The organism is Streptomyces sp. NPDC034037, from assembly GCF_055575715.1.
Map to the genome: position 1 here is coordinate 391485 of NZ_JBVISC010000003.1, position 23095 is coordinate 414579.

A 23095-nucleotide genomic window follows, 5' to 3' on the forward strand; every position below is an offset into this window, starting at 1 on the left:
CGCCGGCCCGCGGCGGACCTCAGCCGTCGCGGGAGGCCACCTCAGCTGTTCCAGGAGGCCCTGGCGGCGGCCCGCAGCACCCTGCGCCGCCGCCAGCCGGTGACGCGGTCGGTGTAGACCCCACCCTCCAGGTGGTCGCACTCGTGCTGGAGGCAGCGCGCGAACCAGCCCGTCCCGTGCACCCGCACGGGCTCCCCCCGCAGGTCGAACCCTTCGACCACGGCATGGTCGAAACGGGGCGTGCCCGCTTCGAGACCCGGCAGCGACAGACAGCCCTCGGGGCCGCGCACGGTGACCCCGTCCGCCGTGACGAGTGTCGGATTGACCACGTGCCCGAGGTGACGGACGTCCTCGTCGTCGGGGCAGTCGTAGACGAACACCCGCTCGGCCACGCCGATCTGATTCGCGGCCAGCCCCACGCCCTGCGCCGCGTACATCGTCGCGAACATGTCCTCGACCAGCCGCGCCAGTTCGGGCCCGAAGTCGCTCACCTCCGCGCAGGCCGTGTGGAGCACGGGGTCACCGAGCAGGGTCAGAGGTCGTACGCGCCCCGAGGCGCCCGGGATCGAGCCGTGTCGCATGGCGGCAAGAGTACGGTCCTGAAGTGGAGCGGCGCCGAGGTGGTGCCGTGGTTCGGGCTTGTCGGCGGATCTCGATAGGCTGAGCAGAGAAACGATGCCGGGGGCAGGCGCGGCGCCGTACGCAAGGAGGATCTCGACAGATGTCAGGCAACACGGACCCGCTCTCGCCGCGGGCCAAGCTGGCCGTGACGGCGGGCAAGGCGGCCGCCGCGGTGTCGCGCGCCGCGGGCCGCGGCAGCGGATCGGTGATCGGCGGCAAGGTCGCGCTCAGGCTCGACCCCGAGCTGCTCGGACGGCTCGCCACACACCTGGACGTCGTCCTCGTGTCGGCCACCAACGGCAAGACGACCACCACGCGTCTGATCGCGGAGGCCCTGCGCGCCAGCGGCCCGGTGGTCTCCAACGCCCTCGGCGCCAACATGCCGGCCGGGATCACCTCGGCGCTCGCCGGCGGCTCCGACGCCCGGTACGGCGTGATCGAGGTCGACGAGAAGTACCTCGCGGGCGTCGCCCGTGACGTGGACCCCAAGGCCATCGCGCTGCTGAACCTCTCGCGCGACCAGCTGGACCGCGCCGCCGAGACCCGCATGCTCGCCGAGAAGTGGCGCGAGGGCCTGGCCGGCACCAAGGCCGTCGTCGTCGCCAACGCCGACGACCCGCTGGTCGTCTGGGCCGCCTCCTCCTCGCCGAACGTGGTGTGGGTGGCCGCGGGCCAGGAGTGGAAGGACGACGCCTGGTCGTGCCCGTCCTGCGGTGGCGTCATGCAGCGCCCCGGGGACGACTGGTTCTGCGGCGAGTGCGGCTTCCGCCGCCCCGCGCCCAGCTGGGTGCTCTCCGGCGACCACGTCCTGGACCCGCACGGCTCCGCCTGGCCGATCCACCTGCAGCTGCCCGGCCGCGCCAACAAGGCCAACGCCGCCTCCTCGGCCGCCGTCGCCGCCGTCTTCGGTGTGCCGCCGCAGGTCGCCCTGGAGCGCATGTACCAGGTGCAGGCGGTCGCCGGACGCTATGACGTCGTGCAGTTCCAGGGCCGCGACCTGCGGCTGCTCCTCGCGAAGAACCCCGCGGGCTGGCTGGAGACGTTCTCGCTGATCGACCCGCCGCCGACCCCGGTGATCCTCTCCGTCAACGCCCGGGGTGCCGACGGCACCGACACCTCCTGGCTGTGGGACGTCGACTACACCCGCCTCGCCGGTCACCCGATCTTCGTGCTCGGCGACCGCAAGCTGGACCTGGCGGTGCGCCTGGAGGTCGCGAACCTGGACTTCCGGGTCTGCGAGAGCCTCGACGAAGCGGTGCAGCTCGCCCCGCCGGGACGCATCGAGACGATCGCGAACTACACCGCGTTCCAGGACCTGCGCCGCCGCGTCGGCAACTGACCCCACCGGCCCCTCTAGACCTTTTCGTAGGGACACATGAGCATGAGCGACAACAGCCTGCGGCTGGTGTGGGTCTACCCCGACCTGCTCAGCACGTACGGAGACCAGGGCAACGCCCTGGTCGTGGAGCGCCGCGCCCGCCAGCGCGGCCTCCAGGTCGAGCGGTACGACGTGCGCAGCGACCAGCCGATCCCCACCTCCGGTGACATCTACCTCATCGGCGGTGGCGAGGACCGCCCCCAGCGGCTCGCGGCGGAGCGGCTGCGCCGCGACGGCGGCCTCGAGCGCGCCGTGGGCAACGGCGCGATCGTCTTCTCGGTCTGCGCCGGCTACCAGATCCTCGGCACCGAGTTCATCAACGACCTCGGTCAGCGCGAGCCGGGCCTCGGCCTGCTCGACGTGGTCTCCACGCGCGGCGAGGGCGAGCGCTGCGTCGGTGACGTCCTCGGTGACATCGACCCGCAGCTGGGCCTGCCCCCGCTGACCGGCTTCGAGAACCACCAGGGCATCACGCACATCGGTCCCTCCGCGCGCCCCTTCGCCCGCGTCACGCTCGGCCGGGGCAACGGCACGGGCGACGGCACCGAGGGCGCGTACAACGGCACGGTCTTCGGGACGTACATGCACGGCCCGGTCCTGGCCCGCAACCCGCTGATCGCGGACCTGCTGCTCAAGCTGGCCCTCGACGTGAACGCGCTGCCGCCCACGGACGACCGCTGGTACGAGGCGCTGCGCGCCGAGCGCATCAACGCCGCGCAGCAGCCCGCGTAGTGCCCGCCCCGCCGGCCGCGCGGTGGCCCGCTTGACGCCCCGCCCGCACATGTGAGCGGGGGCGTCCAGCCCTCGGACGCCTGATGCGGGCCCGCCCCCCGGCGCCTATAGGGTGGCGGGGATCCAGCCGGACGACGTGGTCCGGCCCTTTCGGCCCACGTTGCAAAGGTTTCCCGGGCTATGCGCATTGGTGTCCTGACCTCCGGCGGCGACTGCCCCGGCCTGAACGCCGTCATCCGCTCCGTCGTGCACCGCGCGGTCGTGGACCACGGCGACGAGGTCATCGGCTTCCACGACGGCTGGAAAGGCCTCCTGGAGTGCGACTACCGCAAGCTCGACCTGGACGCGGTGGGCGGCATCCTCGCCCGCGGCGGCACGATCCTCGGCTCCTCGCGCGTGCAGCCCGCCCATCTGCGGGACGGTGTGGAGCGCGCCCGGGGCCACGTCGCCGATCTCGGCCTCGACGCGATCATCCCGATCGGCGGTGAGGGCACGCTGAAGGCGGCCCGGCTGCTGTCCGACGCGGGCCTGCCGATCGTCGGCGTGCCCAAGACGATCGACAACGACATCGCCGTCACCGACGTCACCTTCGGCTTCGACACCGCGGTGGGCGTGGCGACGGAGGCGCTCGACCGCCTCAAGACCACCGCCGAGTCGCACCAGCGAGTGCTGATCGTCGAGGTCATGGGCCGGCACACGGGCTGGATCGCCCTGCACTCCGGCATGGCGGCCGGCGCGCACGCCATCGTGGTGCCCGAGCGCCCCTTCGACATCGAGGAGCTGGCCGCGAAGGTCGGCGAGCGCTTCTCGGCGGGCAAGAAGTTCGCGATCGTCGTGGCCGCCGAGGGCGCCAAGCCCCGGGCCGGGTCCATGGACTTCGACGAGGGCGCCAAGGACGTCTACGGCCACGAGCGGTTCGCCGGCATCGCCCGCCAGCTCTCCCTCGAACTGGAGCAGCGCCTCGGCAAGGAGGCGCGGCCCGTCATCCTCGGCCACGTCCAGCGCGGCGGCACCCCGACCGCGTACGACCGCGTCCTCGCGACCCGCTTCGGCTGGCACGCGGTGGAGGCCGTGCACCGCGGCGAGTTCGGCCGGATGACGGCCCTGCGCGGCACGGACATCACGATGGTGCCGCTCGCCGAGGCCGTCGAGACGCTGAAGACCGTGCCGGACGAGCGGTACGCCGAGGCGGAGTGCGTGCTCTAGTCGTTGCCCGTTGTACTAGCCGCCCCCGGTCGCGTCAGCGGCCGGGGGCGGTTCTACTCTGGTGCCGACGCACGTCGCACAATCCGCACGAATCAGGAGCCACCGGATGGATCACAGCGGGCACGGCATGAACATGGATCTGCCGCCGTTCACGCTGGGGCGAGGCCTGGAACTCTCCGCCGACCCCTTCTTCCTCATCGGCTGCCTGGTGGCCCTCGCCCTGTACGGGTGGGGCGTGACGCGGCTCGTGCGGCGCGGCGACAAGTGGCCGGTGGGCCGCACGATCTCCTTCGTGACCGGCATCCTCACCGTCCTGCTCGTGATGTGCACCAAGCTCAACGACTACGGCATGGTCATGTTCAGCGTGCACATGGTCCAGCACATGGTGATCAGCATGCTGTCGCCGATCCTGCTGCTGCTCGGCGCGCCGATCACCCTGGCCCTGCGCGGCCTGCCGGCCGCGGCGCGCGGTCACAAGGGGCCGCGCGAGTGGCTGCTGTGGCTGCTGCACAGCCGGTACATGCGGATCGTCACGCACCCCGCGTTCACGATCCCGCTGTTCATCGCGAGCCTGTACGCGCTCTACTTCACGCCGATCTTCGACACCCTGATGGGCTCCAAGGCGGGCCACATCGGGATGATGGTGCACTTCCTCGCCGTCGGCCTGGTCTTCTTCTGGCCGATCATGGGCGTCGACCCGGGGCCGCACCGCCCCGGCTACGTGATGCGGATGCTGGAGCTGTTCGCCGGCATGCCCTTCCACGCGTTCTTCGGCATCGCGCTGATGATGGCGACCCAGCCGATGATCGGCACGTACCTGCACCCGCCGGCCTCGCTGGGCATCGATCCGCTGGCCGATCAGGAGGCGGCGGGCGGTATCGCCTGGGCCTTCAGCGAGATCCCCTCCGTGGTGGTCCTGGTGGCCCTGCTCTTCCAGTGGCGGCGCTCGGAGGACCGTGAGGCCCGCCGCAAGGACCGCGCCGCGGACCGCGACGGGGACAAGGAGCTGGAGGCGTACAACGCCTATCTGGCCTCACTGGCCGCACGCGGCCGCTAGCGCGGGAGGCCCTCCACGGGTCACGATGGTCTTCGGACCGCGGTCTTGGCGCGCAGGCGCCCGGGACTGCCGGGAGGAGGCTGAGCGATGCCCGGTTCCACGAAGACCATGGGTGGGTTCACCATCGGAGGCCTGGTCATGGTGACGGCCTATTCGGTGACGCTCGGGAGCAACGGCTGGCTGTGGTTCGGCTGGGTCGTCCTTGGACTGATCACGCTGGCGATGGTGCTGTCGCGCGCCGCGTGAGGCGCGCCGCGCGACAGCCGGGGGCCGGGAGTGCCGCTTGGGCCCGCCCCGTACGTCAGAAGCGGAAGACGTGAGCGGTGTCCACGTCCATCGCGCAGGCGTTGGGGTACTTCTTGTGCCAGTTGACGCTCCGGCCCCGGTAGGTGCCGGTCGCCGTGACGGTCACCGGGTCGTACTGCTTGGTGCACGCGTGCGGCTCGTCGGCCAGCTTGTCGAAGTTTCCCTTGGCTCGGCCGATGGCCGCGCACGCCTTGGCGGCGTGCGGGTGGTGGCCGTGCCCGTCGGGCCGGGGGTGGCAGCGCAGCAGGACGCCGCGGACCCAGGTGTTGTCGGAGCCCGAGACGGTGAGGAAGAGGCCGCGCTGGCGTGGGGCGGGGGCCTCGTCCGCCGCCTGGGCGGGGACGGCGGCGCCGAGCGCGATCAGAGCGGCGGCTGCGACGGTGAAGGGGCGCATGCGAAACCTCCGGGGGGAGTGACGGTGACGTGCGGTGGCGTCGGTGCATGGCGTCGGGGACGCCGGGAGGCAACCAGCGCATCCTCCGTCCGGGCCGTGCGTCGAGCCGCCTCGCCGGTGAGTCGCCCGCGCGGCGGCGGGTAAGAGCCCGAACGGGCTCTCGCGTACGCGTCGCCGATTGGCTACGGTGCGTCGGCACCCGGATCAGGGAAGGTGGCCGTCATGTTCTATCTGCTGCTCAAGTACGTGATCCTCGGTCCTCTGCTACGGCTGCTGTTCCGGCCGAGGATCGAGGGTCTGGAGCATGTGCCCGAGTCCGGTGCCGCGATCGTCGCCGGAAATCATCTGTCGTTCTCCGACCACTTCCTGATGCCGGCGATCATCAAGCGGCGCATCACCTTCCTCGCCAAGGCCGAGTACTTCACGGGGCCCGGCGTCAAGGGCCGGCTGACGGCCGCGTTCTTCCGCAGCGCGGGGCAGATCCCGGTCGACCGCTCCGGCAAGGAGGCGGGCCAGGCCGCGATCCGGGAGGGGCTCGGGGTGCTGCGCAAGGGGGAGCTGCTCGGCATCTATCCCGAGGGCACGCGCTCACATGACGGGCGGCTGTACAAGGGCAAGGTCGGGGTGGCCGCGATGGCGCTCAAGGGGGAGGCGCCGGTCATCCCCTGCGCGATGATCGGCACCTTCGAGGCGCAGCCGCCGGGGAAGAAGGTGCCGCGCGTCCGGCGGGTGACGATCCGCTTCGGTGAGCCGCTCGACTTCTCCCGGTACGCCGGCATGGACAACGAGAAGGCGGTCCTGCGGGCCGTCACCGACGAGATCATGTACGCGATCCTCGGCCTCTCCGGTCAGGAGTACGTCGACAAGTACGCGGCGGTCGTGAAGGCGGAGGAGGCCGAACGCGCCGCGACGCGCGGCAAGGAGCCGCGCGGGCTGCCGCGGACGCCGCTGGGCCGGCGCCCGCGAACTATGATCCCGGAGTCGAATGCTTCGACTGCACGGCGGAAGGCGCCCGAGGGGCGCGGCGGGGAGGCCAAGTGAGCGAGCAGCACGCCCAGTACACCAAGCTGGTGGGACTGCTGGACGAGCGGGGGGCGGCGTACCGGGTCATCGAGCACGAGCCGGAGGGCGCCACGGAGGCGGTGAGCGCGCTGCGGGGCAACACCCTGGAGCAGGCGGCCAAGTGCATCGTGGTGATGGTGAAGACCGGCAAGAAGACGAAGCGGTATGCCCTCGCCGTGGTGCCGGGTGACCGGCGCGTCGACCTGAACGCGCTGAAGGCGCTGCTCGGCGGCACCTATGCCGGGTTCGCGACGCAGGAGGTGGCGGAGCGGCTCTCGGGGAGCGTCAGCGGGACCATCCTGCCGTTCTCGTTCGACCCGGAGCTGGAACTGGTCGTGGATCCGGCGCTGTTGGACCACGAGGAGATCTTCTTCAACGCGGCGCGCCTCGACCGGTCGCTGGCGCTGCGGACGGCGGACTACCGGGAGATCGCCGCCCCTCGGATCGAGGCGATCTCCCAGTAGGCCGCACGCCGCGGCCGACGGTCAGCCCAGGTCGCGCAAGGCGTGGTCCAGTACGCGGCGCACCCGCAGGGCGTCCGGTGCGACGGCGGTGACGAGGACTCCGGGTCCGGCCAGGGGGGTGAGCGCGGCCCACTCCCCCAGGGTCGTCGCGGGCGGCTTGTGCCGCTCGTACTCCGGGGTGACGACGACGAGCTGGCCGACGGCGCGGTGGCCGGCGAGGACGGCGGGGCCGTCCCAGCCGCCGGGGGCGCCCGGGCCGCAGGAGAGTTCCTGGTCGAGCAGGGTCGCCCCCGCGCGGCGCACGGTGAGCCGGCTGGTCAGGCGGCCGCAGGATTCGCCGGTGCGGCCGAGCACCTGTTCCTCGCGCAGGACCAGCCGGGCGCCGCGGGCCAGCTCCGCGCGCGTGGTGATCCGCAGGTCGCTCTCGCGCACCGAGATCAACTGCTCGGGCAGCCAGTGCAGTTCGGCGTCGTCGGCGACGGTGAGGCGTACGTCGTAGCGCGCCGCCTCCCGGGTCTGGCCGGGCAGGGCAAGGGTCGCCGCCGCGGAGCCGATGTGCAGCCTCGCCCCCTCGCCCGCGGTGGCCTCCACGGTGAGGTGGTCGCCGCCGAGGGGGCCGCTCATCGCACCGACCAGCGTGACGCGTGCGGCCGGCCCGGTCGAGCGGGTGCGGCGCAACGCCAGCGGTCCTTCGCCGTCGAGCACGGGCAGCGCGGTGCCGCCCCGGCCGTCGGCGCGGGCCACGACGCGGGCGGTGGCCCGCAGGCCCGCGCCGCCGCGCGCACGGGCGCCGCCCGCCGGGGCGAGGTCGGCCCTCACGCCGACGCGGTCCATGCGGCGTACTGCGCGCGCACCCAGGCGGCGACCGGGCCGACGCCCTCCGCGGAGCGCAACGACTGGAATATGACGGGGAGTTCGGCGCGCTGCGTCTTGGCGTCGGCCGCCATCCGGGCGAGGTCGGAGCCGACGTGCGGGGCGAGGTCGGTCTTGTTGACCACGAGCAGGTCGGCCGTGGTGACGCCGGGGCCGCCCTTGCGCGGGATGTCGTCGCCGCCCGCGACGTCGATGACGAAGATCTGGGCGTCGACGAGGCCCTTGGAGAAGGTGGCGGTGAGGTTGTCGCCGCCGGACTCGACGAGGATCAGGTCGAGCGGGCCGACCTCGTCCTCCAGGTCCTCGACGGCCTCCAGGTTGGCGGAGATGTCGTCGCGGATGGCGGTGTGCGGGCAGGCGCCGGTCTCCACGGCGGTGATCCGCTCGGGCGGCAGGACGGCCTCGCGGAGCAGGAACTCCGCGTCCTCGCGGGTGTAGATGTCGTTGGTGACGACGGCCAGGGACAGCTGGTCGCGCAGCGCGTGGCACAGGGCGGCGACGGTCGCGGTCTTGCCGGAGCCGACGGGCCCACCGAGCCCGATGCGCAGCGCACGGCGCCGCCCGTCGGGCCGCACGGCGTCGGCACTGACGGCGACGGCCCCGTCGTGGGAGTGGTCGAGGTGCATGATTTCCTCCAATGGTCGAGGCGAGCCGCGAATCTCCGGCCCACCCGGCGTTCGAGGACGAGGCCGGGCATCTCCAGCCCGTCCGGCGTTTGAGGACAGGCCGAGCATCTCCAGCCCGCCCGGCGTTTGAGGGCCCGTCCCGAGCGTGAGGACGAGGCCGGACAACTCAGCCCGTCCGGCGTTTGAGGACGAGGCCGTCCAGGCCGATAAGGGGGGTCCGGGGGCGCAGCCCCCGGGGCGGCGCCGAGCTAGGACGCGAACAACCGCACAGGCCACCCCGCATGCGCCTCCGCCCCGATCTCCAGCAGCGGAGCCGACGCGGCGGGCAGCGCCTCCACGCCGTCGGCGGCGACGCGCCCGGCCGCCTCGACCGCCTCCTGGGCGACACGGTCGAGGTCGGGGGCGAGCCGCGCCAGGACCGCCGTGGCGTCGAAGGGGTCGAGGCTCAGCAGCCGCACCGTGGCGGTCGCCGGACCACTGACACCTTCGTACGCGGAGCAGTACGCGGCGTCCCGCGGCCCGAGTCCGGCGGCGCGGGCGGTGAGCCCGAGGACGACCGGCTGGTGGGCGCCCTTGGGGAACCGCCGCGCCAGCTCGTCGAGTTCGGGGTGGGGCCAGGTGGCGCGGGCGGCCCGCATCAGCTGCCGCCCGAGCCGTCGCGCCGCCGTGCGCAGGGCGGGCGAGGGCGTGCGGGCATCGGCCGCTTCGTCCAGGGCGGCCGGGTCGACGCCGAGGGCGGCGGCCGCCGCGAGGGCGGCCGCCACCAGACCGCTGGTGTGCAGTCGCCCCCGGCAGAAGGCCTCCAGGCTCTCGGCCCCGGTGACGCGGCCCGCCTTGACGGCCGCTTCGGCCCCGCCGGAGTGGGCGTGCCCACCGGCGGGGAAGCGGCCGTCGGCGAGGACGAGAAGTGCTGCGCGTGACATGTGATCGTCGCCAGTGGTGTCGTGAGGGCCGTCAGAAGAGGAAGTACCGCTGGGCGAGCGGCAGTTCCGCCGCGGGGGACGGCTCGACGAGTTCGCCGTCGATGGTGACGGCGAAACTGTCGGCGGCGACCTCCACGCGGGGCAGCGCGTCGTTCTGCCGCATGTCCGCCTTGGAGCGCCCGCGGGTGGAGCGGATGGGCAGGAACGGCTTGGCCAGGCCGAGGCGTTCGGGCAGTGCGTCGTCCAGGGCCGACTGGGTGACGAAGTTGATCGAGTTGAGGCCCGGCGCCCTGCCGTGGGCGCCGAACATGCGGCGCGGCAGCACCGGCTGCGGGGTGGGGATGGAGGCGTTGGCGTCGCCCATCTGCGCGTAGGCGATCTGTCCGCCCTTGAGGACGAGCTGCGGCTTGACGCCGAAGAACGCCGGTTCCCACAGCACCAGGTCGGCGAGTTTGCCGGGCTCGACCGAGCCGACCTCGTGGTCGATGCCCTGGGCGACGGCCGCGTTGATCGTGTATTTGGCGACATAGCGACGGGCGCGGTGGTTGTCCGCGCGGGTGTCGCCCGGCAGGAAGCCGCGGCGTCGCTTCATGACGTGGGCGGTCTGCCACGTACGCATGATCACCTCGCCGACGCGCCCCATCGCCTGGGAGTCCGACGACATGATCGAGATGGCGCCGAGGTCGTGGAGGATGTCCTCCGCCCCGATGGTGGTGGGGCGGATGCGGGACTCGGCGAAGGCGAGGTCCTCGGGGACGGCGGGGTTGAGGTGGTGGCAGACCATCAGCATGTCGAGGTGCTCCTCGACGGTGTTGACGGTGTGCGGCCGGGTCGGGTTGGTCGAGCTGGGCAGCATGTTGGGCAGCGACACCGCCGTGATCATGTCGGGGGCGTGCCCGCCGCCCGCGCCCTCGACGTGGAAGGCGTGCAGGGTGCGGCCCGCGACGGCGTCGAACGTGGCGTCGATGAAGCCCGCTTCGTTCAACGTGTCGGTGTGCACGGCGAGTTGGGCGCCGGTCTCCTCGCACACGTTCAGGCAGGCGTCGATGGCGGCGGGGGTCGCGCCCCAGTCCTCATGGATCTTGAAGCTGACGGCGCCGGCGCGGAGCTGGGCGTGCATCGACTCGGCGTTGACGGTGTTGCCCTTGCCGAGGAGGCCGATGTTGACCGGGCTCGCCTCCAGGGCCGCGAACATCCGGGCCAGGTGCCAGGCGCCCGGGGTGATCGTGGTCGCCTTGCTGCCCTCGGCGGGCCCCGTGCCGCCGCCGAAGAGCGTGGTGACGCCCGAGGCGAGGGCCTCGTCGACGATGGTCGGCGAGATGAAGTGGATGTGGGTGTCGATGCCGCCCGCGGTGAGGATCTTGCCGTTGCCGGCGATGACCTCGGTCTCGGGGCCGATGACGAGGTCGGGGTGGACCCCGTCCATGGTGTCGGGGTTGCCGGACTTGCCGATGCCGGTGAGACGGCCGTCGCGGATTCCGACGTCGGCCTTGACGATCCCCCAGTGGTCGATGATCACCGCGCCGGTGATCACGGTGTCGGGGGCGCCCTCGGCGCGGGTCGTGCGGGACTGGCCCATCGACTCGCGGATGACCTTGCCGCCGCCGAACACCGCCTCGTCCCCGGAGCGTCCGGGGCCGCCGGAGCGGTCCTCCTCGATCTCGACGAGGAGGTCGGTGTCGGCGAGCCGGATCCGGTCGCCGGTGGTGGGGCCGAACAGGTCGGCGTACGCGGCACGGGACAGTTCAGGCATCGAGGGCACCTCCGGTCTCACCGCGCAGGCCGGGCACGACGCGCCGGCCGGCGAGGGGTACGAGTTCGACGTCGACGGGGATGCCGGGCTCGAAGCGCACGGCGGTTCCGGCGGGGATGTTGAGCCGCAGGCCGTGCGCGGCGCCGCGGTCGAAGTCGAGCCCCGGGTTGGCCTCGGCGAAGTGGTAGTGGGAGCCGACCTGCACGGGGCGGTCGGCGGCGTTGAGGACGGTGAGGCGGGTGACGTCCCGGCCCTCGTTGTAGGGGACGGGCTCGTCGGCGAAGAGGATCTCACCGGGGACCGGGCCGTGGGCCGTACCGTGCGTCGCGGCGTGCATGAGGCGCGTGACTCCCGTCAGACGATCGGGTCGTGGACGGTGACGAGCTTGGTGCCGTCCGGGAAGGTGGCCTCGACCTGGACGTCGTGGATCATCTCGGGGATGCCCTCCATGACGTCGTCCCGGGTGAGGACCCTGCGGCCCGACGACATCAGCTCGGCGACGGTGCGGCCGCCCCGGGCGCCTTCGAGGATGTGGGAGGTGATGAGGGCGATCGACTCGGGGTGGTTGAGCCGCAGCCCTCGCGCCCTTCGCTTCTCGGCCACATCCGCGGCCACATGGATGAGCAGTCTCTCCTGCTCGTGCGGGGTCAGTCGCACCGGTCCCACCTCACGTCTCGCTCCGAACCGTGCGGGGTCCGGCTGCCGCGACCACCGCGGCGGGCATAGATGTAACACACAACGAATGCGCGCGATCTTGCGCACTCCGGTTACCAAAACCCCTGGTGGCGTGGCACGGGAGGGTAGTTGGGAGGAGTTTCAACGAGGTTAACCAGACGTTGACCGGCGCATGACCGACAGCTGGGCCGCGCCATACCGATCCTTGCCACAAGACCCCTCGCGCCGACGGCCCGCGCCTCCTGGGCGCGGCGCTCGGCGGGCCGCCGGGCGCGCGTGGGCGACGCCCCGGCCGGGCGGTGCCATACGGGCGGCAACGGTCCCCGCGCTACGTGGGGTTGGGTCCCCGGTGCTCGGCCGCGATGCCGAATCGGTGGCGCTCCGGCCCGGCGGTGGCCGCCGGCGCGGGGCCGATCGAGGTGACGGAGCTGACCGCCCGCTCCTGCGAGGCCTCCGCGAGCGCCTCCAGGCGCTCCAGGTCGGCGGCGGAGACCAGTGCCACGAGCGGTTTGCCGTGCCGCGTGACGACGACGCGCTCGCCGCCGTAGACGACACGGTTGATCAGTTCGGCGAGCTCTGCGCGGGCTTGCGTCACCGGAATCTCGTAGGCCATGCCCCCCAGCTTAGACGCCCGGCCCGCACGGGCCCCGGGCGTGAGCGATCCCCTATGGGCCCTATCGGTGTCACGGCCCGCCCCGGCCCATGCTCCGGAAAGCCTCCCGCAGGGCACGTACGTCCTGTACTTTCTGTACAGATCCGAGGGTCGCCCCGCCGACCGGAAGAAGAGAGGCGCGCCATGAACCGTCCGTCCGCCCGTTACGTCCTGCCCCAGTTCACCGAGCGCACCAGCTCGGGGACGCGGACCATGGATCCGTACTCACGACTCCTCGACGAGCGCATCGTCTTCCTCGGCACTCCCGTGGACGACACCTCGGCGAACGACGTCATGGCGCAGTTCATGCACCTGGAACACGTGGCGCCGGACCGTGACATCTCGCTGTACATCAACTCCCCGGGCGGCTCGCTGACCGCGATGACCGCGATCTACGACACGATGCAGTTCGTCACCTGCGACGTGGAGACCACCTGTCTGGGGCAGGCCTCCTCAGCCGCCGCCGTACTCCTGGCGGCGGGCACGCCCGGCAAGCGGTACATGCTGCCGGGGGCGCGATTGCTGATCCGCCAGCCCGCCATGACGGAGCCGGTGCGGGGCCAGGCCAGCGATCTGGTGATCCAGGCCGACGAGATGCTGCGCACCCGGGAGCTCCTCGAGGACCTGCTGGCGCGGCACACGGGACAGAGCAAGGAGCGGATCGCCGCGGACATCGAGCGGGACAAGATCCTCGACGCCCCGGCCGCAGTGGAGTACGGACTCGTGGACCGGATCATCCCGTCCCGCAAGTCCTCGCTCGCCGCGCGCGACGCGAGGTGATCCGAGGATGCTTCCCCCCGAACTCCCCCCGCTGCCCGCACTGACCCGGGCCGAGGCGGACCTGGTCGACCGTTACCTCGAAGTCGTCGACCTGCTCGGCAAGATCAATCCCGCCCGCGCGGAACACACCTACGGCGGGCTGCGCGCCGCCCAGGCGCTGGTCGGCCGGGCGAACGCTCTGCTGGAGGCGCTGACGCTCATGCACCAGCGCGGGGAGAGCGAGGTGCACGCCGCCACGCTCGCCCAGGCGTTACGCGTCCTCGACGGCGAGCGGCGGGCCGGCCGAGTGGGCCTGCCGCCGGCCCCGCGTCAGGGCGAATGAGCCCTTCCGCTCTTCGGAGCGTCCCGCTCCCTTTCGAAACGGACCAGACGGGCTACCCCGGTCGGCGTACGCGGGCGTCCTTTGTCGTGCGGTCGGGAGTTGCGCCCGACGCGCGCCAAGAGGGCGGAATGAACCCTTCCGCTGCTGGTCGAACCGTCCTCGGACCCGGCGGCCAGGGGGTGATTTTCACCGTGTCCACTCGAACAGGTCAGTCGTGAGTAGGTTCACAAAACACCGTTTCGGCTCGGTTTTCGAACCCTTTTCGGGTCAAGATCCCTTCCGACGACAAGCCCCCGCCACAGCGGCGGGGCGATCCGGGCGGACGCCGAGTCCTGCCGCCGCCCGGATGACCGGTCGACATCGGTGCACCGGCAGGAGTGGAGGACCCAAGCATGGCGGGCCCGTCCGGAAGGTCCGGACGACGCCCTTGGGGTGAAGCCGCAGAGCACGACGCGGCCGGGCATCTTCGCCTGCCCGAACCCGACAGGTCATCCTTCACAGGCGGCTGACGAAGGGTTACGCATGACCGCGCTGAATCACGTTCCGCCGCTGCTCAGTCGGGCGGGAGCCGCTTCGGCTCTCACGCTCGCCGTCGTGGGCGGCACCGTCGTGGCCCCTGGGCTCACATCCGAGGCCGAGGCCGCCACTCATGGGACGAAGGCGCTCAAGATCGCGGCGTCCAAGAAGGGCGCCCCGTACAGCTACGGGGCCGTGGGGCCGCACCGGTTCGACTGCTCGGGCCTGACGCTGTACTCGTTCAAGCGCACGGGCAAGAAGCTGCCGCGCACCGCCGCCGCGCAGTACAACAAGACCCGGCACATCGCGAAGTCCCAGCGCACGCGGGGCGACCTCGTGTTCTTCCACTCGGGCCGCAACGTCTACCACGTCGGGATCTACGCCGGTAACGGCCGTATCTGGCACGCGCCGAAGAAGGGGGCCGTGGTGCGCCTGGAGAAGATCTGGTCCGGCAGCGTCTGGTACGGCCGGGTGCGCTGACCTCACCCGGCCGGCACGTCCGCACGCGCCCCGAGCACTCCCCCGGTGCTCGGTGCGCACGCCGCGGTCCTCACGCGAGGAGCGGTTCGAGGAGGAGCACGAGCCCCAGGGCGCCGAGAGCGGCGCCGGTGACGCCCTCGACCGCACGGGAGACCCGCGGCCTGCGCAGCCACGGGCCGAGCCGGTCCACCAGGAGCGCCACGACGGGGAACCACAGCAGGGCGAACACCACGACGACGGCCCCGAGCAGCAGCGTTCTCGGCAGCACCGGACTTCCGTCGGGCACGAACTGCGGCAGCACGCTCAGGAAGGTGATGGCCGCCTTCGGGTTCAGCGCGTTGGTGAGGAACCCCTCGCGCAGACCACCGCCCCGCACCACCGGCTCGTCGCCCACCCCGATGCGCGCCCGCAAGGCCGACCGCAGGGCGCGCGCGGCGAGGTACAGCACGTAGCAGGCGCCGATGAGCTGGAGCGCCCTGAAGAGCGCGGGCGCCGCTGCGAGCACCGCCGCCACGCCCGTGACCGCAAGCGCCGTGTGCACCAAGAGGCCCGCGGCGACCCCCATCGCGCAGGCCACCCCCGTACGCCGCGAGACGAGGGCATTGCGTACGACGACGGTGAAGTCGGCACCCGGCACGGCGACCATGCCCGCGGCGACTCCCGTGAAGGCGACCAGTTGTGCGTCCATGCCGGCCAGCCTGCCGTGCGCGGGCCTTCAACGGGTATGTGCAATATCCTGGATCTGCCTTAAGCAGACGTTTACCCCGTGGGCGCGTTCGACGCGCGGCGCAGAGAGGGTGTCCCGTGTACGACCCCACGCGACTCGCCGCGCTCGTCGCGGTCTCCGAGGCGGGTTCGATCACCCGGGCCGCCGAGCGCCTCGGCTACACCGTGCCCGCGCTCTCCCAGCAGCTGGCCAAGCTGGAGCGGGAGACGGGCAGCGCGCTGCTCGTACGCCATCACCGCGGGGCCCGGCTGACCGGCGCCGGCGAGCTGCTGGTGGGGCACGCCCGACGGGTGCTCGACGAGTTGGAGCGGGCCCGGCACGAACTGGCCCGGCTCGCCGGGCTGTCCGGCGGGCGGCTGCGCGTGGGCACCTTCCAGACGGCGGGCATCCATCTGCTGCCGCCGGTCCTGACTGCCTTCCGCAGGGCCCACCCGGCGGTGGAACTGACGGTGACGGCGCACGAACCGCCCTCCGGCGTCGAGGCGGTCGCGTCGGGTGAGGTCGATCTGGCCCTCACCCACGCGTACGAGCCCGCCGACCCGGTGCCGCTGCCCGCCGCCGTGTCGGCCGAGCCGGTGCTCGTGGAGGAGCTGGTCCTGGTGACCCAGCCGGGGCACGCCCTGACGAGCGGCACGTCCCGCCTGCCGCCGTCGGCACTGGCCGGGCAGCCGTTGATCAGCATGGCCCCCGACCATCCGCCGCGACGGGCCGTGGAGCGGGCCCTCGCCCGGGCCGGGGCGACGCCCGCCGTGGTGGTCGGGACGCCGGGCTACGCCCTGGTCTGCGCCCTGGTCAGCGCGGGGCTCGGGGTGGCCGTGGTGCCGGAGATGGTGGCGCGCACCGCCGCGACGCCCGTCGGCATGCGGCTGCTCGACCCGGGTGATCTGCGGCGGACCATCTCCGTCGTCCACCGGGCCGACGAGTCGAACGCCGCGGCGGACTCCTTCCGGGCGCTGCTGCGGGGCGCCTTCGGGCGGTCGGCGGGCACGGGCTGAGTCCTTCGCGCGGCGTCGGGCCGGCTCGCGCGCTCAGTGCGCCGCGTCGCGGTGCCGGTGCTGGGCGGGGAGGGTCCAGGGCAGGGCGATCCACACGGTCTTGCCGCCCTCCTCGGTGGGGCTGACCGAGAGCCTGCCGCCGCACTCGGCGGTCAGCCAGCGAATGATGACCATGCCCCGGCCGTTGTCCTGCTGGACGGCCGCGGGCAGCCGCCGCGGATGGCGCGGATGGCTGTCGGTGACACCGATCCGCAGCTGCTCGTCCCGGTCGAGCCGGACGTCCACGGTGAAGGTCGGCGACTGGCCGAGGGTGTGCTGCACGGCGTTGGTGGCGAGTTCGGAGACGATGAGCCTGATGGTGTCCCCCACCTCGGCACCCTCCGGCAGGCCCCATTCCGTGAGGACCTTCGCCACGTAGGTGCGGGCGGCGGAGACCGAGGCGGGATCGCTCGGCAGAGTGACGGATGCTTCCTGATGGTCTGCCATGGCGACGCTGTCCCTTTCCCACCGGGGTCGGTCCTACGACTCGGAGCGGATGACTCGAGGACGGCCCCGGACCGGTGCTTCGCGCCAGCCTCCCACTCCTTGACCGGTCCCGGGTGGCGATCCACCGAGATGTGCATATATCTGTCGCTCGAAGCGGTGAACTCTGCTACGGCCGACCGTATTTGGCCGCCGGGACCGTGCTTCCTCTACTGTCGCCCCTGTCCCCCGCTCCGCCGCCGGGAATCCGACGGCCCGGTCCCGAAGGAGACGGACATGCAGTACGGCCCCGCGGTGCGCCGCCGCCGGCTCGGCGCCGAACTGCGTACACTGCGCGCCGCCGCGGGACTGACCAGCAGCCAGGCCGCCGCCAAGGTCGGCTGGCACCAGTCGAAGGTGAGCCGGATCGAGACGGGCCGCAGCGGTGTGAAGGCCGGGGACGTGCGCCTCCTGCTGGAGGCCTACGAGGTGGCGGACCGCCGTCTGTGCGAGCTGCTCGTGGCGCTGGCCGGGACCGACGACCAGGGCACGGCCGGACGTCACCACTGGTGGCGGGCCTATCGTGACCTGCTGCCGGCGGCCTACCGCGACTTCATCAGCCTCGAGGCCCAGGCGGGCTGGGTGCGCACGCTGGAGACCTCCGTGGTGCCCGGGCTGCTGCAGACCCCCGCGTACGCGCGCGCGGTGACCCGGGCCGCACTCGGCAAGCTCTCCGAGCCGCAGGTCGACGCTCTGGTGGAGGTGCGCCTGACCCGTCAGGAGGTGCTGCGCGCCCAGCCGCCGCTGCGCCTGAGCGCGATCATGGACGAGGCGGTTTTGCGCCGTCCGGTGGGCGGGCCGCTGGTCTTCGCACAACAGCTCGCACGGTTACGGGAGGTGGCGCTGTTGCCCCAGGTGCGTCTCCAGGTGCTGCCGTTCGGTCGCGGCGAGCATGCGGGGCTCATCGGACCTTTCGTTATTTTGTCATTTCCGAGCGTTGCTGATCTGGATGTGGTCGTTCTCGACCACTTGACGAGTAGCCTCTATCTGGAGGGGAAGGACGACCTCCAGGCGTACACGGAGGCCTTCAACTCCCTTCAGGAACAGGCGCTTTCACCCGAGGACTCAAAGGAATTCATCGCCGGGCTAAGCGACGGCGCGTAAGGAGGCACCATGACCGCACTGCCTCGGTACGTACCTTCAAGCACGACCCTCAAGGGCGCGCGGTGGCGGCGCAGCAGCCGCAGCAACGGAACGAACAACTGCGTCGAGACGGCCACGCTCGACTCCGGCACACCGGCCGCCCTGCTGGCCGTGCGCGACTCGAAGAACACCGCGGGGCCCGCCCTGCTCTTCTCCCCCGGCCCCTGGGAGACGTTCGTCGACAGCCTCCGGTGAGAAGGGGCCGGCCCCGCCGGGGGCCGGCTTCCGCTCACCTGGGAGCGGTGCGGCTGATCACTCGTACGGCCTCGGCGATCTGTGCGTCGGTGAGGTCCGCGCGGGCGGTCAGCCGCAGCCGGGAGACACCGTCCGGCACCGACGGCGGCCGGAAGCAGCCGACCGCCAGACCCGCCGCCCGGCAGTCGGCGGCCCAGCGCACGGCCGACTCGGGGGACGGCGCGCGCACGGAGACGACGGCGGCGTCGGGACGTACCGCCGACAGCCCTTCCGCCGTGAGGCGCGCGTGCAGCTCCGCGGCGACGTGTCGGGCCCGCGCCGCGCGTTCGGGCTCCCGGCGCAGCAGCCGCAGGGCCGCGAGCGCCGCGCCCGCCGCGGCCGGTGCGAGCCCCGTGTCGAAGATGAACGTCCGCGCGGCGTTCACCAGGTGCTCGATGACCTTGGCGGGGCCGAGCACGGCGCCGCCCTGGCTGCCGAAGGACTTCGAGAGGGTGAGGGTGACCACCGTGTCGGCGGCCCCCGCGAGGCCCGCGGCGTGCGGGGCGCCCCGGCCGCCGTCGCCGAGGACACCGAGTCCGTGGGCGTCGTCGACGATGAGCCCCGCGCCCGCCTGCCGGCACACGGCGGCCAGTTCGGCCAGCGGCGCGGCGTCGCCGTCCACCGAGAACACCGAGTCCGACACCATGACGGCGGGTCCGTCGTGGGTGCCCAGGGCCTTGCGCACCGCCGCCGGATCGGCGTGCGGCACCACCTGCGTCACGCCGCGCGCGAGCCGGCAGCCGTCGATCAAGGATGCGTGGTTGCTCGCGTCGGAGACGATGAGGGAGCCGTGCGGGGCGAGCGCGGTGACCGCCGCGAGGTTCGCCGCGTAGCCCGAGGAGAGCACGAGCGCCGCCTCGAAGCCGCAGAACGCGGCGAGTTCCCGCTCCAGCTCGGCGTGGAGCTGCGTGGAGCCGGTGACGAGCCGGGAGCCGGTCGCGCCGCCGCCCCACCGCCTGGCCGCCGCCGCGGCGCCCTCGATGATCTCGGGGTGCCGGGTCAGGCCCAGATAGTCGTTGCTCGCCAGGTCGAGCAGGTCGCCGGCGTCGGCGGCGCGCGGCCGCAAGGCGCGCACGAGCCCGGCCTCGGCGCGCAGCCTGGCCTGCTCGTCGAGCCAGTCGAACGGCGAGCGCGGCGGGGGCCCGGAGTGCGGCGGGCGGACGGGTCCGGGCGAACTCGACGGGCCCGGCACGGAGTGCCTGTTTGTAGACATTGCACAGACCCTAGCCGTCCTGCCACCTGGCCAGTATGTGGCAATACCCACACCTCAAACCGGTTCTGTTGTGTGAACTCTCCTTGGCCGGGGAGCCTGCCGTGGGTAAGGATCAGCGCCATGGATCTGCTGAACACGCTGGTGGACAAGGGGCTTCGGCGCGAACTGCCGACCCGCGAAGAGGCGCTGGCCGTGCTGGCCACCTCCGACGACGATCTCCTGGACGTAGTGGCCGCCGCCGGCAAGGTGCGCCGGCAGTGGTTCGGGCGACGGGTGAAACTCAACTATCTGGTCAACCTCAAGTCGGGGCTGTGCCCCGAGGACTGCTCGTACTGCTCGCAGCGGCTCGGGTCGAAGGCCGAGATCCTCAAGTACACCTGGCTGAAGCCGGACGAGGCCTCGCGGGCCGCGGCGGCCGGGGTCGCGGGCGGCGCCAAGCGGGTCTGCCTGGTGGCCAGCGGGCGCGGGCCCACCGACCGGGACGTGGACCGGGTGGCGCAGACCATCGCGGCCGTCAAGGAAGAGAACGAGGGCGTCGAGGTGTGCGCGTGCCTCGGCCTGCTCTCGGACGGTCAGGCCGAGCGGCTGCGGGGCGCGGGGGCGGACGCCTACAACCACAACCTCAACACGTCCGAGGCGACGTACGCGGGCATCACGAAGACGCACACCTACGCCGACCGCGTGGACACCGTGCGCAAGGCGCACGCGGCGGGCCTGTCCGCCTGCTCGGGGCTGATCGCGGGCATGGGCGAGAGCGACGAGGACCTGGTGGACGTGGTCTTCTCGCTGCGCGAGCTGGACCCGGACTCGGTGCCGGTGAACTTCCTGATCCCGATGGAGGGCACCCCGCTGGCCAAGGAGTGGCACCTGACGCCGCAGCGCTGTCTGCGCATCCTCGCGATGGTCCGCTTCGTGTGCCCGGACGTGGAGGTGCGCATCGCGGGCGGCCGCGAGGTCCATCTGCGCTCGATGCAGCCGCTCGCCCTGCACCTCGCCAATTCGATCTTCCTGGGCGACTACCTCACCAGCGAGGGGCAGGCGGGCAAGACGGACCTGGACATGATCGCGGACGCCGGTTTCGAGGTCGAGGGCGCGGGCGAAGTGACGTTGCCGAAGCACCGGTCGGACGCCGTCGCGGACGCGGCGGGGTGCGGGTCCCACGAGGGCGGCGGCTGCGGTTCCCATGGGGGCGGCTGCGGTCCCTGCGGGTCGGCCGAGCCCGCGACCGGTGAGGTGGCGCAGCCGGCTCCCGAGCCGGTCGCCGAGCCGGGCGGGGTGCGCACGGACCTGGTGGCGGTACGCCGCCGGGGCGCGGGGACGGACCTGGCGCCCAATGCCTGACCTGACCACGTCGGGGCTGCTCGCCCTCGACCGGCAGCACGTCTGGCACCCGTACGGGCCGATGCCGGGCCGTCAGGAGCCCCTGGTCGTCGAGTCCGCGAGCGGCATCCGCCTGCGCCTCGCGGACGGCGGGACCGAGCTGGTCGACGGCATGTCGTCCTGGTGGTCGGCGATCCACGGCTACAACCACCCCGTGCTCAACGACGCGGTGCGCGGCCAGCTGGAGCGCATGAGCCACGTCATGTTCGGCGGGCTCACGCACGAGCCCGCCGTCCTGCTCGCCAAGCGCCTTGTCGACATGTCTCCCGAGGGCCTGGAGCACGTCTTCCTCTGCGACTCCGGCTCCGTCGCGGTCGAGGTCGCCCTGAAGATGTGCCTCCAGCACTGGCGTTCCCTCGGCCGGCCGGCGAAGCAGCGCGTGCTGACCTGGCGCGGCGGCTACCACGGGGACACCTGGCAGCCGATGGCCGTCTGCGACCCCGAGGGCGGCATGCACGAGCTCTGGCAGGGCGTCCTGCCCCGCCAGGTGTTCGCGGACGCGCCGCCGTCGGCGTACGAGGAGACGTACGCGGCGCACCTGCACGACATGATCGGGCGGCACGCCCATGAGCTGGCGGCCGTGATCGTCGAGCCCGTGGTGCAGGGCGCGGGCGGGATGCGGTTCCACTCCCCGGCCTATCTGCGGGTGCTGCGCGAGGCGTGCGACGCGCACGACGTGCTGCTGGTGTTCGACGAGATCGCGACGGGCTTCGGCCGTACGGGCGCGCTGTTCGCGGCGGACCACGCCAGTGTCACGCCCGATGTGATGTGCGTGGGCAAGGCGCTGACCGGCGGCTATCTGTCGTTGGCGGCGACGCTGTGCACCCCGCGGGTGGCGGACGGCATCTCGCGGGGCGAGGTGCCGGTCCTGGCGCACGGGCCGACGTTCATGGGCAACCCGCTGGCCGCCGCGGTGGCGGGGGCCTCGATCGACCTGCTCCTCGGGCAGGACTGGCAGAGCGAGGTCAAGCGCATCGAGTCGGGCCTGCGAGAGGGCCTGGCCGAGGTCGCCGAGCACCCCTCGGTGGCGGACGTACGGGTCCTCGGGGCGATCGGTGTCGTCCAGCTGGACCACGCGGTGGACATGCGGGCGGCGACACGGGCCGCGGTGCGCGAAGGCGTGTGGCTGCGGCCGTTCCGCGACCTGATCTACACGATGCCGCCGTTCATCACCGGCGACGACGACGTGGCACGGATCGCCCGCGCGGTGTGCGCGGCGGCCAGGGAGGGCTGACATGACGGTGATCGTGGTGTCCGGGACGGGCACGGAGATCGGCAAGACGGTGACGACGGCGGCGGTGGCCGCGGTCGCGCTGGCAGCGGGGCGCCAAGTCGCCGTGCTCAAGCCCGCGCAGACCGGGGTCGGGCCCGGCGAGCCCGGCGACGCCCAGGAGGTGACGCGGCTCGCGGGCGAGGGCGTCACCACGCTCGAACTCGCCCGTTTCCCCGAGCCCTTGGCGCCGAACACCGCGGCGCGGCGGGCCGGGATGGCTCCGGTGCGCCCGCACGACGTGGCGGACGCCGCGGCGAAACTGGCCACCGAGTACGACCTGGTCCTGGTCGAGGGGGCGGGCGGGCTGCTCGTCCGCCTCGACGACGAGGGCGGCACGCTGGCCGACGCGGCGAGGCTGCTCGGCGCGCCGGTCCTGGTGGTCACGACGGCGGGCCTCGGCACGCTGAACACGACGACGCTGACGGCGGAGGCGCTGCGGGCGCGCGGTGTGGAGAGCCTGGGTGTCGTCATCGGCAGCTGGCCGACGGACCCCGACCTGGCGTCCCGCTGCAACCTCGCGGACCTTCCCGCGTCGGCGACCGTGCCGCTGCTGGGCGCGGTCCCGGAGGGCGCCGGCTCCCTGACCGGCCCCTCCTTCCGCACCTCGGCACCGAACTGGCTCGGCCCCGCGCTGGGCGGCACGTGGGACGCGGAGTCCTTCACCCGCCGTGAGGGGCCGGGGGCGGGCGCGGCGGCGAACTGAGACGTCGGCGGCCCCGGGCCTGGTCGAGCCGGTGTCGGTCGGCCGGGCGGGGCCGGGGGCGCCCTGAGGTCCGCGGGGACTCGCC

28 protein-coding genes and 1 riboswitch are annotated in these 23095 nt (G+C 72.7%); of the genes, 16 read left to right on the forward strand and 12 right to left on the reverse strand.

From position 1 onward, the window contains the following. Positions 1–41: 41 nt before the first annotated feature. Entirely contained in the window at positions 42–581 is a 540-nt protein-coding gene (def, locus tag ACZ516_RS12360; protein ID WP_361082229.1) for a peptide deformylase, read from the reverse strand. Positions 582–721: 140 nt separating this feature from the next. On the opposite strand from def, the gene ACZ516_RS12365 reads away from it, so the two are divergent. The 5 genes from ACZ516_RS12365 to ACZ516_RS12385 all read left to right on the forward strand — a co-directional run bounded on the left by ACZ516_RS12365 (position 722) and on the right by ACZ516_RS12385 (position 5240). Next, positions 722–1960 carry a MurT ligase domain-containing protein gene (locus ACZ516_RS12365; protein WP_358589865.1) on the forward strand — a complete coding sequence of 413 codons (1239 nt, stop codon included), beginning with the start codon at positions 722–724 and terminating at the stop codon, positions 1958–1960. A gap of 42 nt (positions 1961–2002) precedes the next feature. After that, complete coding sequence (locus ACZ516_RS12370; protein WP_358589867.1) at positions 2003–2731, forward strand: type 1 glutamine amidotransferase; 729 nt, start codon at positions 2003–2005, stop codon at positions 2729–2731. Positions 2732–2911: 180 nt separating this feature from the next. Continuing rightward, entirely contained in the window at positions 2912–3937 is a 1026-nt protein-coding gene (locus ACZ516_RS12375; protein ID WP_358589870.1) for a 6-phosphofructokinase, read from the forward strand. 106 nt (positions 3938–4043) lie between these two features. Further along, positions 4044–4994, forward strand: a complete 951-nt coding sequence (locus ACZ516_RS12380) for a cytochrome c oxidase assembly protein (RefSeq protein ID WP_358589872.1) — start codon at positions 4044–4046, stop codon at positions 4992–4994. An 87-nt stretch (positions 4995–5081) separates the two neighbouring features. Then, a complete protein-coding gene (locus tag ACZ516_RS12385) occupies positions 5082–5240 on the forward strand; it encodes a hypothetical protein (RefSeq protein WP_358589874.1) in 159 nt (52 codons plus the stop codon). Between the two features lie 55 nt (positions 5241–5295). Here ACZ516_RS12385 and ACZ516_RS12390 read toward each other — a convergent pair whose 3' ends face one another. Further along, on the reverse strand, positions 5296–5694 hold the full coding sequence (locus ACZ516_RS12390) for an SSI family serine proteinase inhibitor (RefSeq protein ID WP_358698170.1): 399 nt from the start codon (positions 5692–5694) through the stop codon (positions 5296–5298). 222 nt (positions 5695–5916) lie between these two features. Between ACZ516_RS12390 and ACZ516_RS12395 the strand changes: the two genes are divergently transcribed. Both ACZ516_RS12395 and ACZ516_RS12400 read left to right on the forward strand, forming a co-directional pair. Continuing rightward, positions 5917–6735, forward strand: a complete 819-nt coding sequence (locus ACZ516_RS12395) for a lysophospholipid acyltransferase family protein (protein ID WP_469009952.1) — start codon at positions 5917–5919, stop codon at positions 6733–6735. Beyond that, positions 6732–7220, forward strand: coding sequence for a YbaK/EbsC family protein (locus ACZ516_RS12400; protein WP_358589879.1), 489 nt, complete (start codon positions 6732–6734; stop codon positions 7218–7220). The genes ACZ516_RS12395 and ACZ516_RS12400 overlap by 4 nt, the downstream gene beginning before the upstream one ends. Before the next feature lie 21 nt (positions 7221–7241). Here the strand turns inward: ACZ516_RS12400 and ACZ516_RS12405 are convergent, their stop codons facing one another. The 7 genes from ACZ516_RS12405 to ACZ516_RS12435 all read right to left on the reverse strand — a co-directional run bounded on the left by ACZ516_RS12405 (position 7242) and on the right by ACZ516_RS12435 (position 12683). Next, complete coding sequence (locus ACZ516_RS12405; protein WP_469009953.1) at positions 7242–8054, reverse strand: urease accessory protein UreD; 813 nt, start codon at positions 8052–8054, stop codon at positions 7242–7244. Beyond that, positions 8036–8719: an urease accessory protein UreG gene (gene ureG / locus ACZ516_RS12410; protein ID WP_358909941.1), complete on the reverse strand. Its 684-nt coding sequence runs from the start codon at positions 8717–8719 to the stop codon at positions 8036–8038. The genes ACZ516_RS12405 and ureG overlap by 19 nt, the downstream gene beginning before the upstream one ends. A gap of 248 nt (positions 8720–8967) precedes the next feature. After that, positions 8968–9642: an urease accessory protein UreF gene (locus tag ACZ516_RS12415; RefSeq protein ID WP_469009955.1), complete on the reverse strand. Its 675-nt coding sequence runs from the start codon at positions 9640–9642 to the stop codon at positions 8968–8970. Positions 9643–9673: 31 nt separating this feature from the next. Continuing rightward, positions 9674–11395: an urease subunit alpha gene (locus ACZ516_RS12420; RefSeq protein ID WP_469009957.1), complete on the reverse strand. Its 1722-nt coding sequence runs from the start codon at positions 11393–11395 to the stop codon at positions 9674–9676. Further along, the gene (locus tag ACZ516_RS12425) at positions 11388–11732 is read right to left on the reverse strand and encodes an urease subunit beta (protein WP_469009958.1); all 345 of its coding nucleotides are present in this window, start codon (positions 11730–11732) and stop codon (positions 11388–11390) included. Before ACZ516_RS12425 ends, ACZ516_RS12420 begins: the two co-directional genes overlap by 8 nt. A 17-nt stretch (positions 11733–11749) precedes the next feature. Then, on the reverse strand, positions 11750–12052 hold the full coding sequence (locus tag ACZ516_RS12430) for an urease subunit gamma (protein ID WP_469009959.1): 303 nt from the start codon (positions 12050–12052) through the stop codon (positions 11750–11752). 346 nt (positions 12053–12398) lie between these two features. Beyond that, positions 12399–12683 (reverse strand): type II toxin-antitoxin system Phd/YefM family antitoxin, encoded by a 285-nt coding sequence (locus ACZ516_RS12435; protein ID WP_358589404.1) that lies wholly within the window; start codon positions 12681–12683, stop codon positions 12399–12401. A 183-nt stretch (positions 12684–12866) separates the two neighbouring features. Here ACZ516_RS12435 and ACZ516_RS12440 point away from each other — a divergent pair, with 183 nt between their 5' ends. The 3 genes from ACZ516_RS12440 to ACZ516_RS12450 all read left to right on the forward strand — a co-directional run bounded on the left by ACZ516_RS12440 (position 12867) and on the right by ACZ516_RS12450 (position 14820). Continuing rightward, positions 12867–13502 carry an ATP-dependent Clp protease proteolytic subunit gene (locus ACZ516_RS12440; protein ID WP_358589406.1) on the forward strand — a complete coding sequence of 212 codons (636 nt, stop codon included), beginning with the start codon at positions 12867–12869 and terminating at the stop codon, positions 13500–13502. A gap of 7 nt (positions 13503–13509) precedes the next feature. Next, positions 13510–13824 carry a hypothetical protein gene (locus ACZ516_RS12445; RefSeq protein ID WP_358589408.1) on the forward strand — a complete coding sequence of 105 codons (315 nt, stop codon included), beginning with the start codon at positions 13510–13512 and terminating at the stop codon, positions 13822–13824. Positions 13825–14175: 351 nt separating this feature from the next. After that, positions 14176–14343, forward strand: a riboswitch (cyclic di-AMP (ydaO/yuaA leader). A 3-nt stretch (positions 14344–14346) separates the two neighbouring features. After that, a complete protein-coding gene (locus ACZ516_RS12450; protein WP_358589410.1) occupies positions 14347–14820 on the forward strand; it encodes a C40 family peptidase in 474 nt (157 codons plus the stop codon). A 70-nt stretch (positions 14821–14890) separates the two neighbouring features. On the opposite strand, the gene ACZ516_RS12455 is transcribed toward ACZ516_RS12450, so the two are convergent. Further along, positions 14891–15508, reverse strand: coding sequence for a LysE family translocator (locus tag ACZ516_RS12455; protein WP_361082212.1), 618 nt, complete (start codon positions 15506–15508; stop codon positions 14891–14893). Positions 15509–15624: 116 nt separating this feature from the next. Between ACZ516_RS12455 and ACZ516_RS12460 the strand changes: the two genes are divergently transcribed. After that, positions 15625–16542, forward strand: coding sequence for a LysR family transcriptional regulator (locus ACZ516_RS12460; RefSeq protein ID WP_358909946.1), 918 nt, complete (start codon positions 15625–15627; stop codon positions 16540–16542). 33 nt (positions 16543–16575) lie between these two features. Here the strand turns inward: ACZ516_RS12460 and ACZ516_RS12465 are convergent, their stop codons facing one another. Further along, a complete protein-coding gene (locus ACZ516_RS12465) occupies positions 16576–17028 on the reverse strand; it encodes an ATP-binding protein (RefSeq protein WP_358589417.1) in 453 nt (150 codons plus the stop codon). Between the two features lie 273 nt (positions 17029–17301). On the opposite strand from ACZ516_RS12465, the gene ACZ516_RS12470 reads away from it, so the two are divergent. Both ACZ516_RS12470 and ACZ516_RS12475 read left to right on the forward strand, forming a co-directional pair. Beyond that, complete coding sequence (locus ACZ516_RS12470) at positions 17302–18168, forward strand: helix-turn-helix domain-containing protein (protein ID WP_469009962.1); 867 nt, start codon at positions 17302–17304, stop codon at positions 18166–18168. 9 nt (positions 18169–18177) lie between these two features. After that, complete coding sequence (locus ACZ516_RS12475; protein ID WP_358589419.1) at positions 18178–18402, forward strand: DUF397 domain-containing protein; 225 nt, start codon at positions 18178–18180, stop codon at positions 18400–18402. Between the two features lie 34 nt (positions 18403–18436). On the opposite strand, the gene ACZ516_RS12480 is transcribed toward ACZ516_RS12475, so the two are convergent. Continuing rightward, on the reverse strand, positions 18437–19654 hold the full coding sequence (locus tag ACZ516_RS12480) for an 8-amino-7-oxononanoate synthase (protein WP_469009963.1): 1218 nt from the start codon (positions 19652–19654) through the stop codon (positions 18437–18439). A 120-nt stretch (positions 19655–19774) separates the two neighbouring features. Here ACZ516_RS12480 and bioB point away from each other — a divergent pair, with 120 nt between their 5' ends. From bioB to bioD, 3 genes are read left to right on the forward strand one after another with little or no spacing between them, the layout of a single operon-like run. Continuing rightward, on the forward strand, positions 19775–20995 hold the full coding sequence (gene bioB, locus ACZ516_RS12485; protein WP_469009965.1) for a biotin synthase BioB: 1221 nt from the start codon (positions 19775–19777) through the stop codon (positions 20993–20995). Next, positions 20988–22268, forward strand: a complete 1281-nt coding sequence (locus tag ACZ516_RS12490; RefSeq protein ID WP_469009966.1) for an adenosylmethionine--8-amino-7-oxononanoate transaminase — start codon at positions 20988–20990, stop codon at positions 22266–22268. The genes bioB and ACZ516_RS12490 overlap by 8 nt, the downstream gene beginning before the upstream one ends. 1 nt (position 22269) lies before the next feature. Next, the gene (bioD, locus tag ACZ516_RS12495) at positions 22270–23010 is read left to right on the forward strand and encodes a dethiobiotin synthase (protein ID WP_361082202.1); all 741 of its coding nucleotides are present in this window, start codon (positions 22270–22272) and stop codon (positions 23008–23010) included. The last annotated feature ends 85 nt before the right edge of the window (positions 23011–23095 follow it).

Coding starts and splice junctions, on each gene's coding strand:
- def (WP_361082229.1), bottom strand. CDS start 581: ATGCGACACGGCTCGATCCCGGGCGCCTCGGGGCGCGTACGACCTCTG.
- ACZ516_RS12365 (WP_358589865.1), top strand. CDS start 722: ATGTCAGGCAACACGGACCCGCTCTCGCCGCGGGCCAAGCTGGCCGTG.
- ACZ516_RS12370 (WP_358589867.1), top strand. CDS start 2,003: ATGAGCGACAACAGCCTGCGGCTGGTGTGGGTCTACCCCGACCTGCTC.
- ACZ516_RS12375 (WP_358589870.1), top strand. CDS start 2,912: ATGCGCATTGGTGTCCTGACCTCCGGCGGCGACTGCCCCGGCCTGAAC.
- ACZ516_RS12380 (WP_358589872.1), top strand. CDS start 4,044: ATGGATCACAGCGGGCACGGCATGAACATGGATCTGCCGCCGTTCACG.
- ACZ516_RS12385 (WP_358589874.1), top strand. CDS start 5,082: ATGCCCGGTTCCACGAAGACCATGGGTGGGTTCACCATCGGAGGCCTG.
- ACZ516_RS12390 (WP_358698170.1), bottom strand. CDS start 5,694: ATGCGCCCCTTCACCGTCGCAGCCGCCGCTCTGATCGCGCTCGGCGCC.
- ACZ516_RS12395 (WP_469009952.1), top strand. CDS start 5,917: ATGTTCTATCTGCTGCTCAAGTACGTGATCCTCGGTCCTCTGCTACGG.
- ACZ516_RS12405 (WP_469009953.1), bottom strand. CDS start 8,054: ATGGACCGCGTCGGCGTGAGGGCCGACCTCGCCCCGGCGGGCGGCGCC.
- ureG (WP_358909941.1), bottom strand. CDS start 8,719: ATGCACCTCGACCACTCCCACGACGGGGCCGTCGCCGTCAGTGCCGAC.
- ACZ516_RS12415 (WP_469009955.1), bottom strand. CDS start 9,642: ATGTCACGCGCAGCACTTCTCGTCCTCGCCGACGGCCGCTTCCCCGCC.
- ACZ516_RS12420 (WP_469009957.1), bottom strand. CDS start 11,395: ATGCCTGAACTGTCCCGTGCCGCGTACGCCGACCTGTTCGGCCCCACC.
- ACZ516_RS12425 (WP_469009958.1), bottom strand. CDS start 11,732: ATGCACGCCGCGACGCACGGTACGGCCCACGGCCCGGTCCCCGGTGAG.
- ACZ516_RS12435 (WP_358589404.1), bottom strand. CDS start 12,683: ATGGCCTACGAGATTCCGGTGACGCAAGCCCGCGCAGAGCTCGCCGAA.
- ACZ516_RS12440 (WP_358589406.1), top strand. CDS start 12,867: ATGAACCGTCCGTCCGCCCGTTACGTCCTGCCCCAGTTCACCGAGCGC.
- ACZ516_RS12445 (WP_358589408.1), top strand. CDS start 13,510: ATGCTTCCCCCCGAACTCCCCCCGCTGCCCGCACTGACCCGGGCCGAG.
- ACZ516_RS12450 (WP_358589410.1), top strand. CDS start 14,347: ATGACCGCGCTGAATCACGTTCCGCCGCTGCTCAGTCGGGCGGGAGCC.
- ACZ516_RS12455 (WP_361082212.1), bottom strand. CDS start 15,508: ATGGACGCACAACTGGTCGCCTTCACGGGAGTCGCCGCGGGCATGGTC.
- ACZ516_RS12465 (WP_358589417.1), bottom strand. CDS start 17,028: ATGGCAGACCATCAGGAAGCATCCGTCACTCTGCCGAGCGATCCCGCC.
- ACZ516_RS12470 (WP_469009962.1), top strand. CDS start 17,302: ATGCAGTACGGCCCCGCGGTGCGCCGCCGCCGGCTCGGCGCCGAACTG.
- ACZ516_RS12475 (WP_358589419.1), top strand. CDS start 18,178: ATGACCGCACTGCCTCGGTACGTACCTTCAAGCACGACCCTCAAGGGC.
- ACZ516_RS12480 (WP_469009963.1), bottom strand. CDS start 19,654: ATGTCTACAAACAGGCACTCCGTGCCGGGCCCGTCGAGTTCGCCCGGA.
- bioB (WP_469009965.1), top strand. CDS start 19,775: ATGGATCTGCTGAACACGCTGGTGGACAAGGGGCTTCGGCGCGAACTG.
- ACZ516_RS12490 (WP_469009966.1), top strand. CDS start 20,988: ATGCCTGACCTGACCACGTCGGGGCTGCTCGCCCTCGACCGGCAGCAC.
- bioD (WP_361082202.1), top strand. CDS start 22,270: ATGACGGTGATCGTGGTGTCCGGGACGGGCACGGAGATCGGCAAGACG.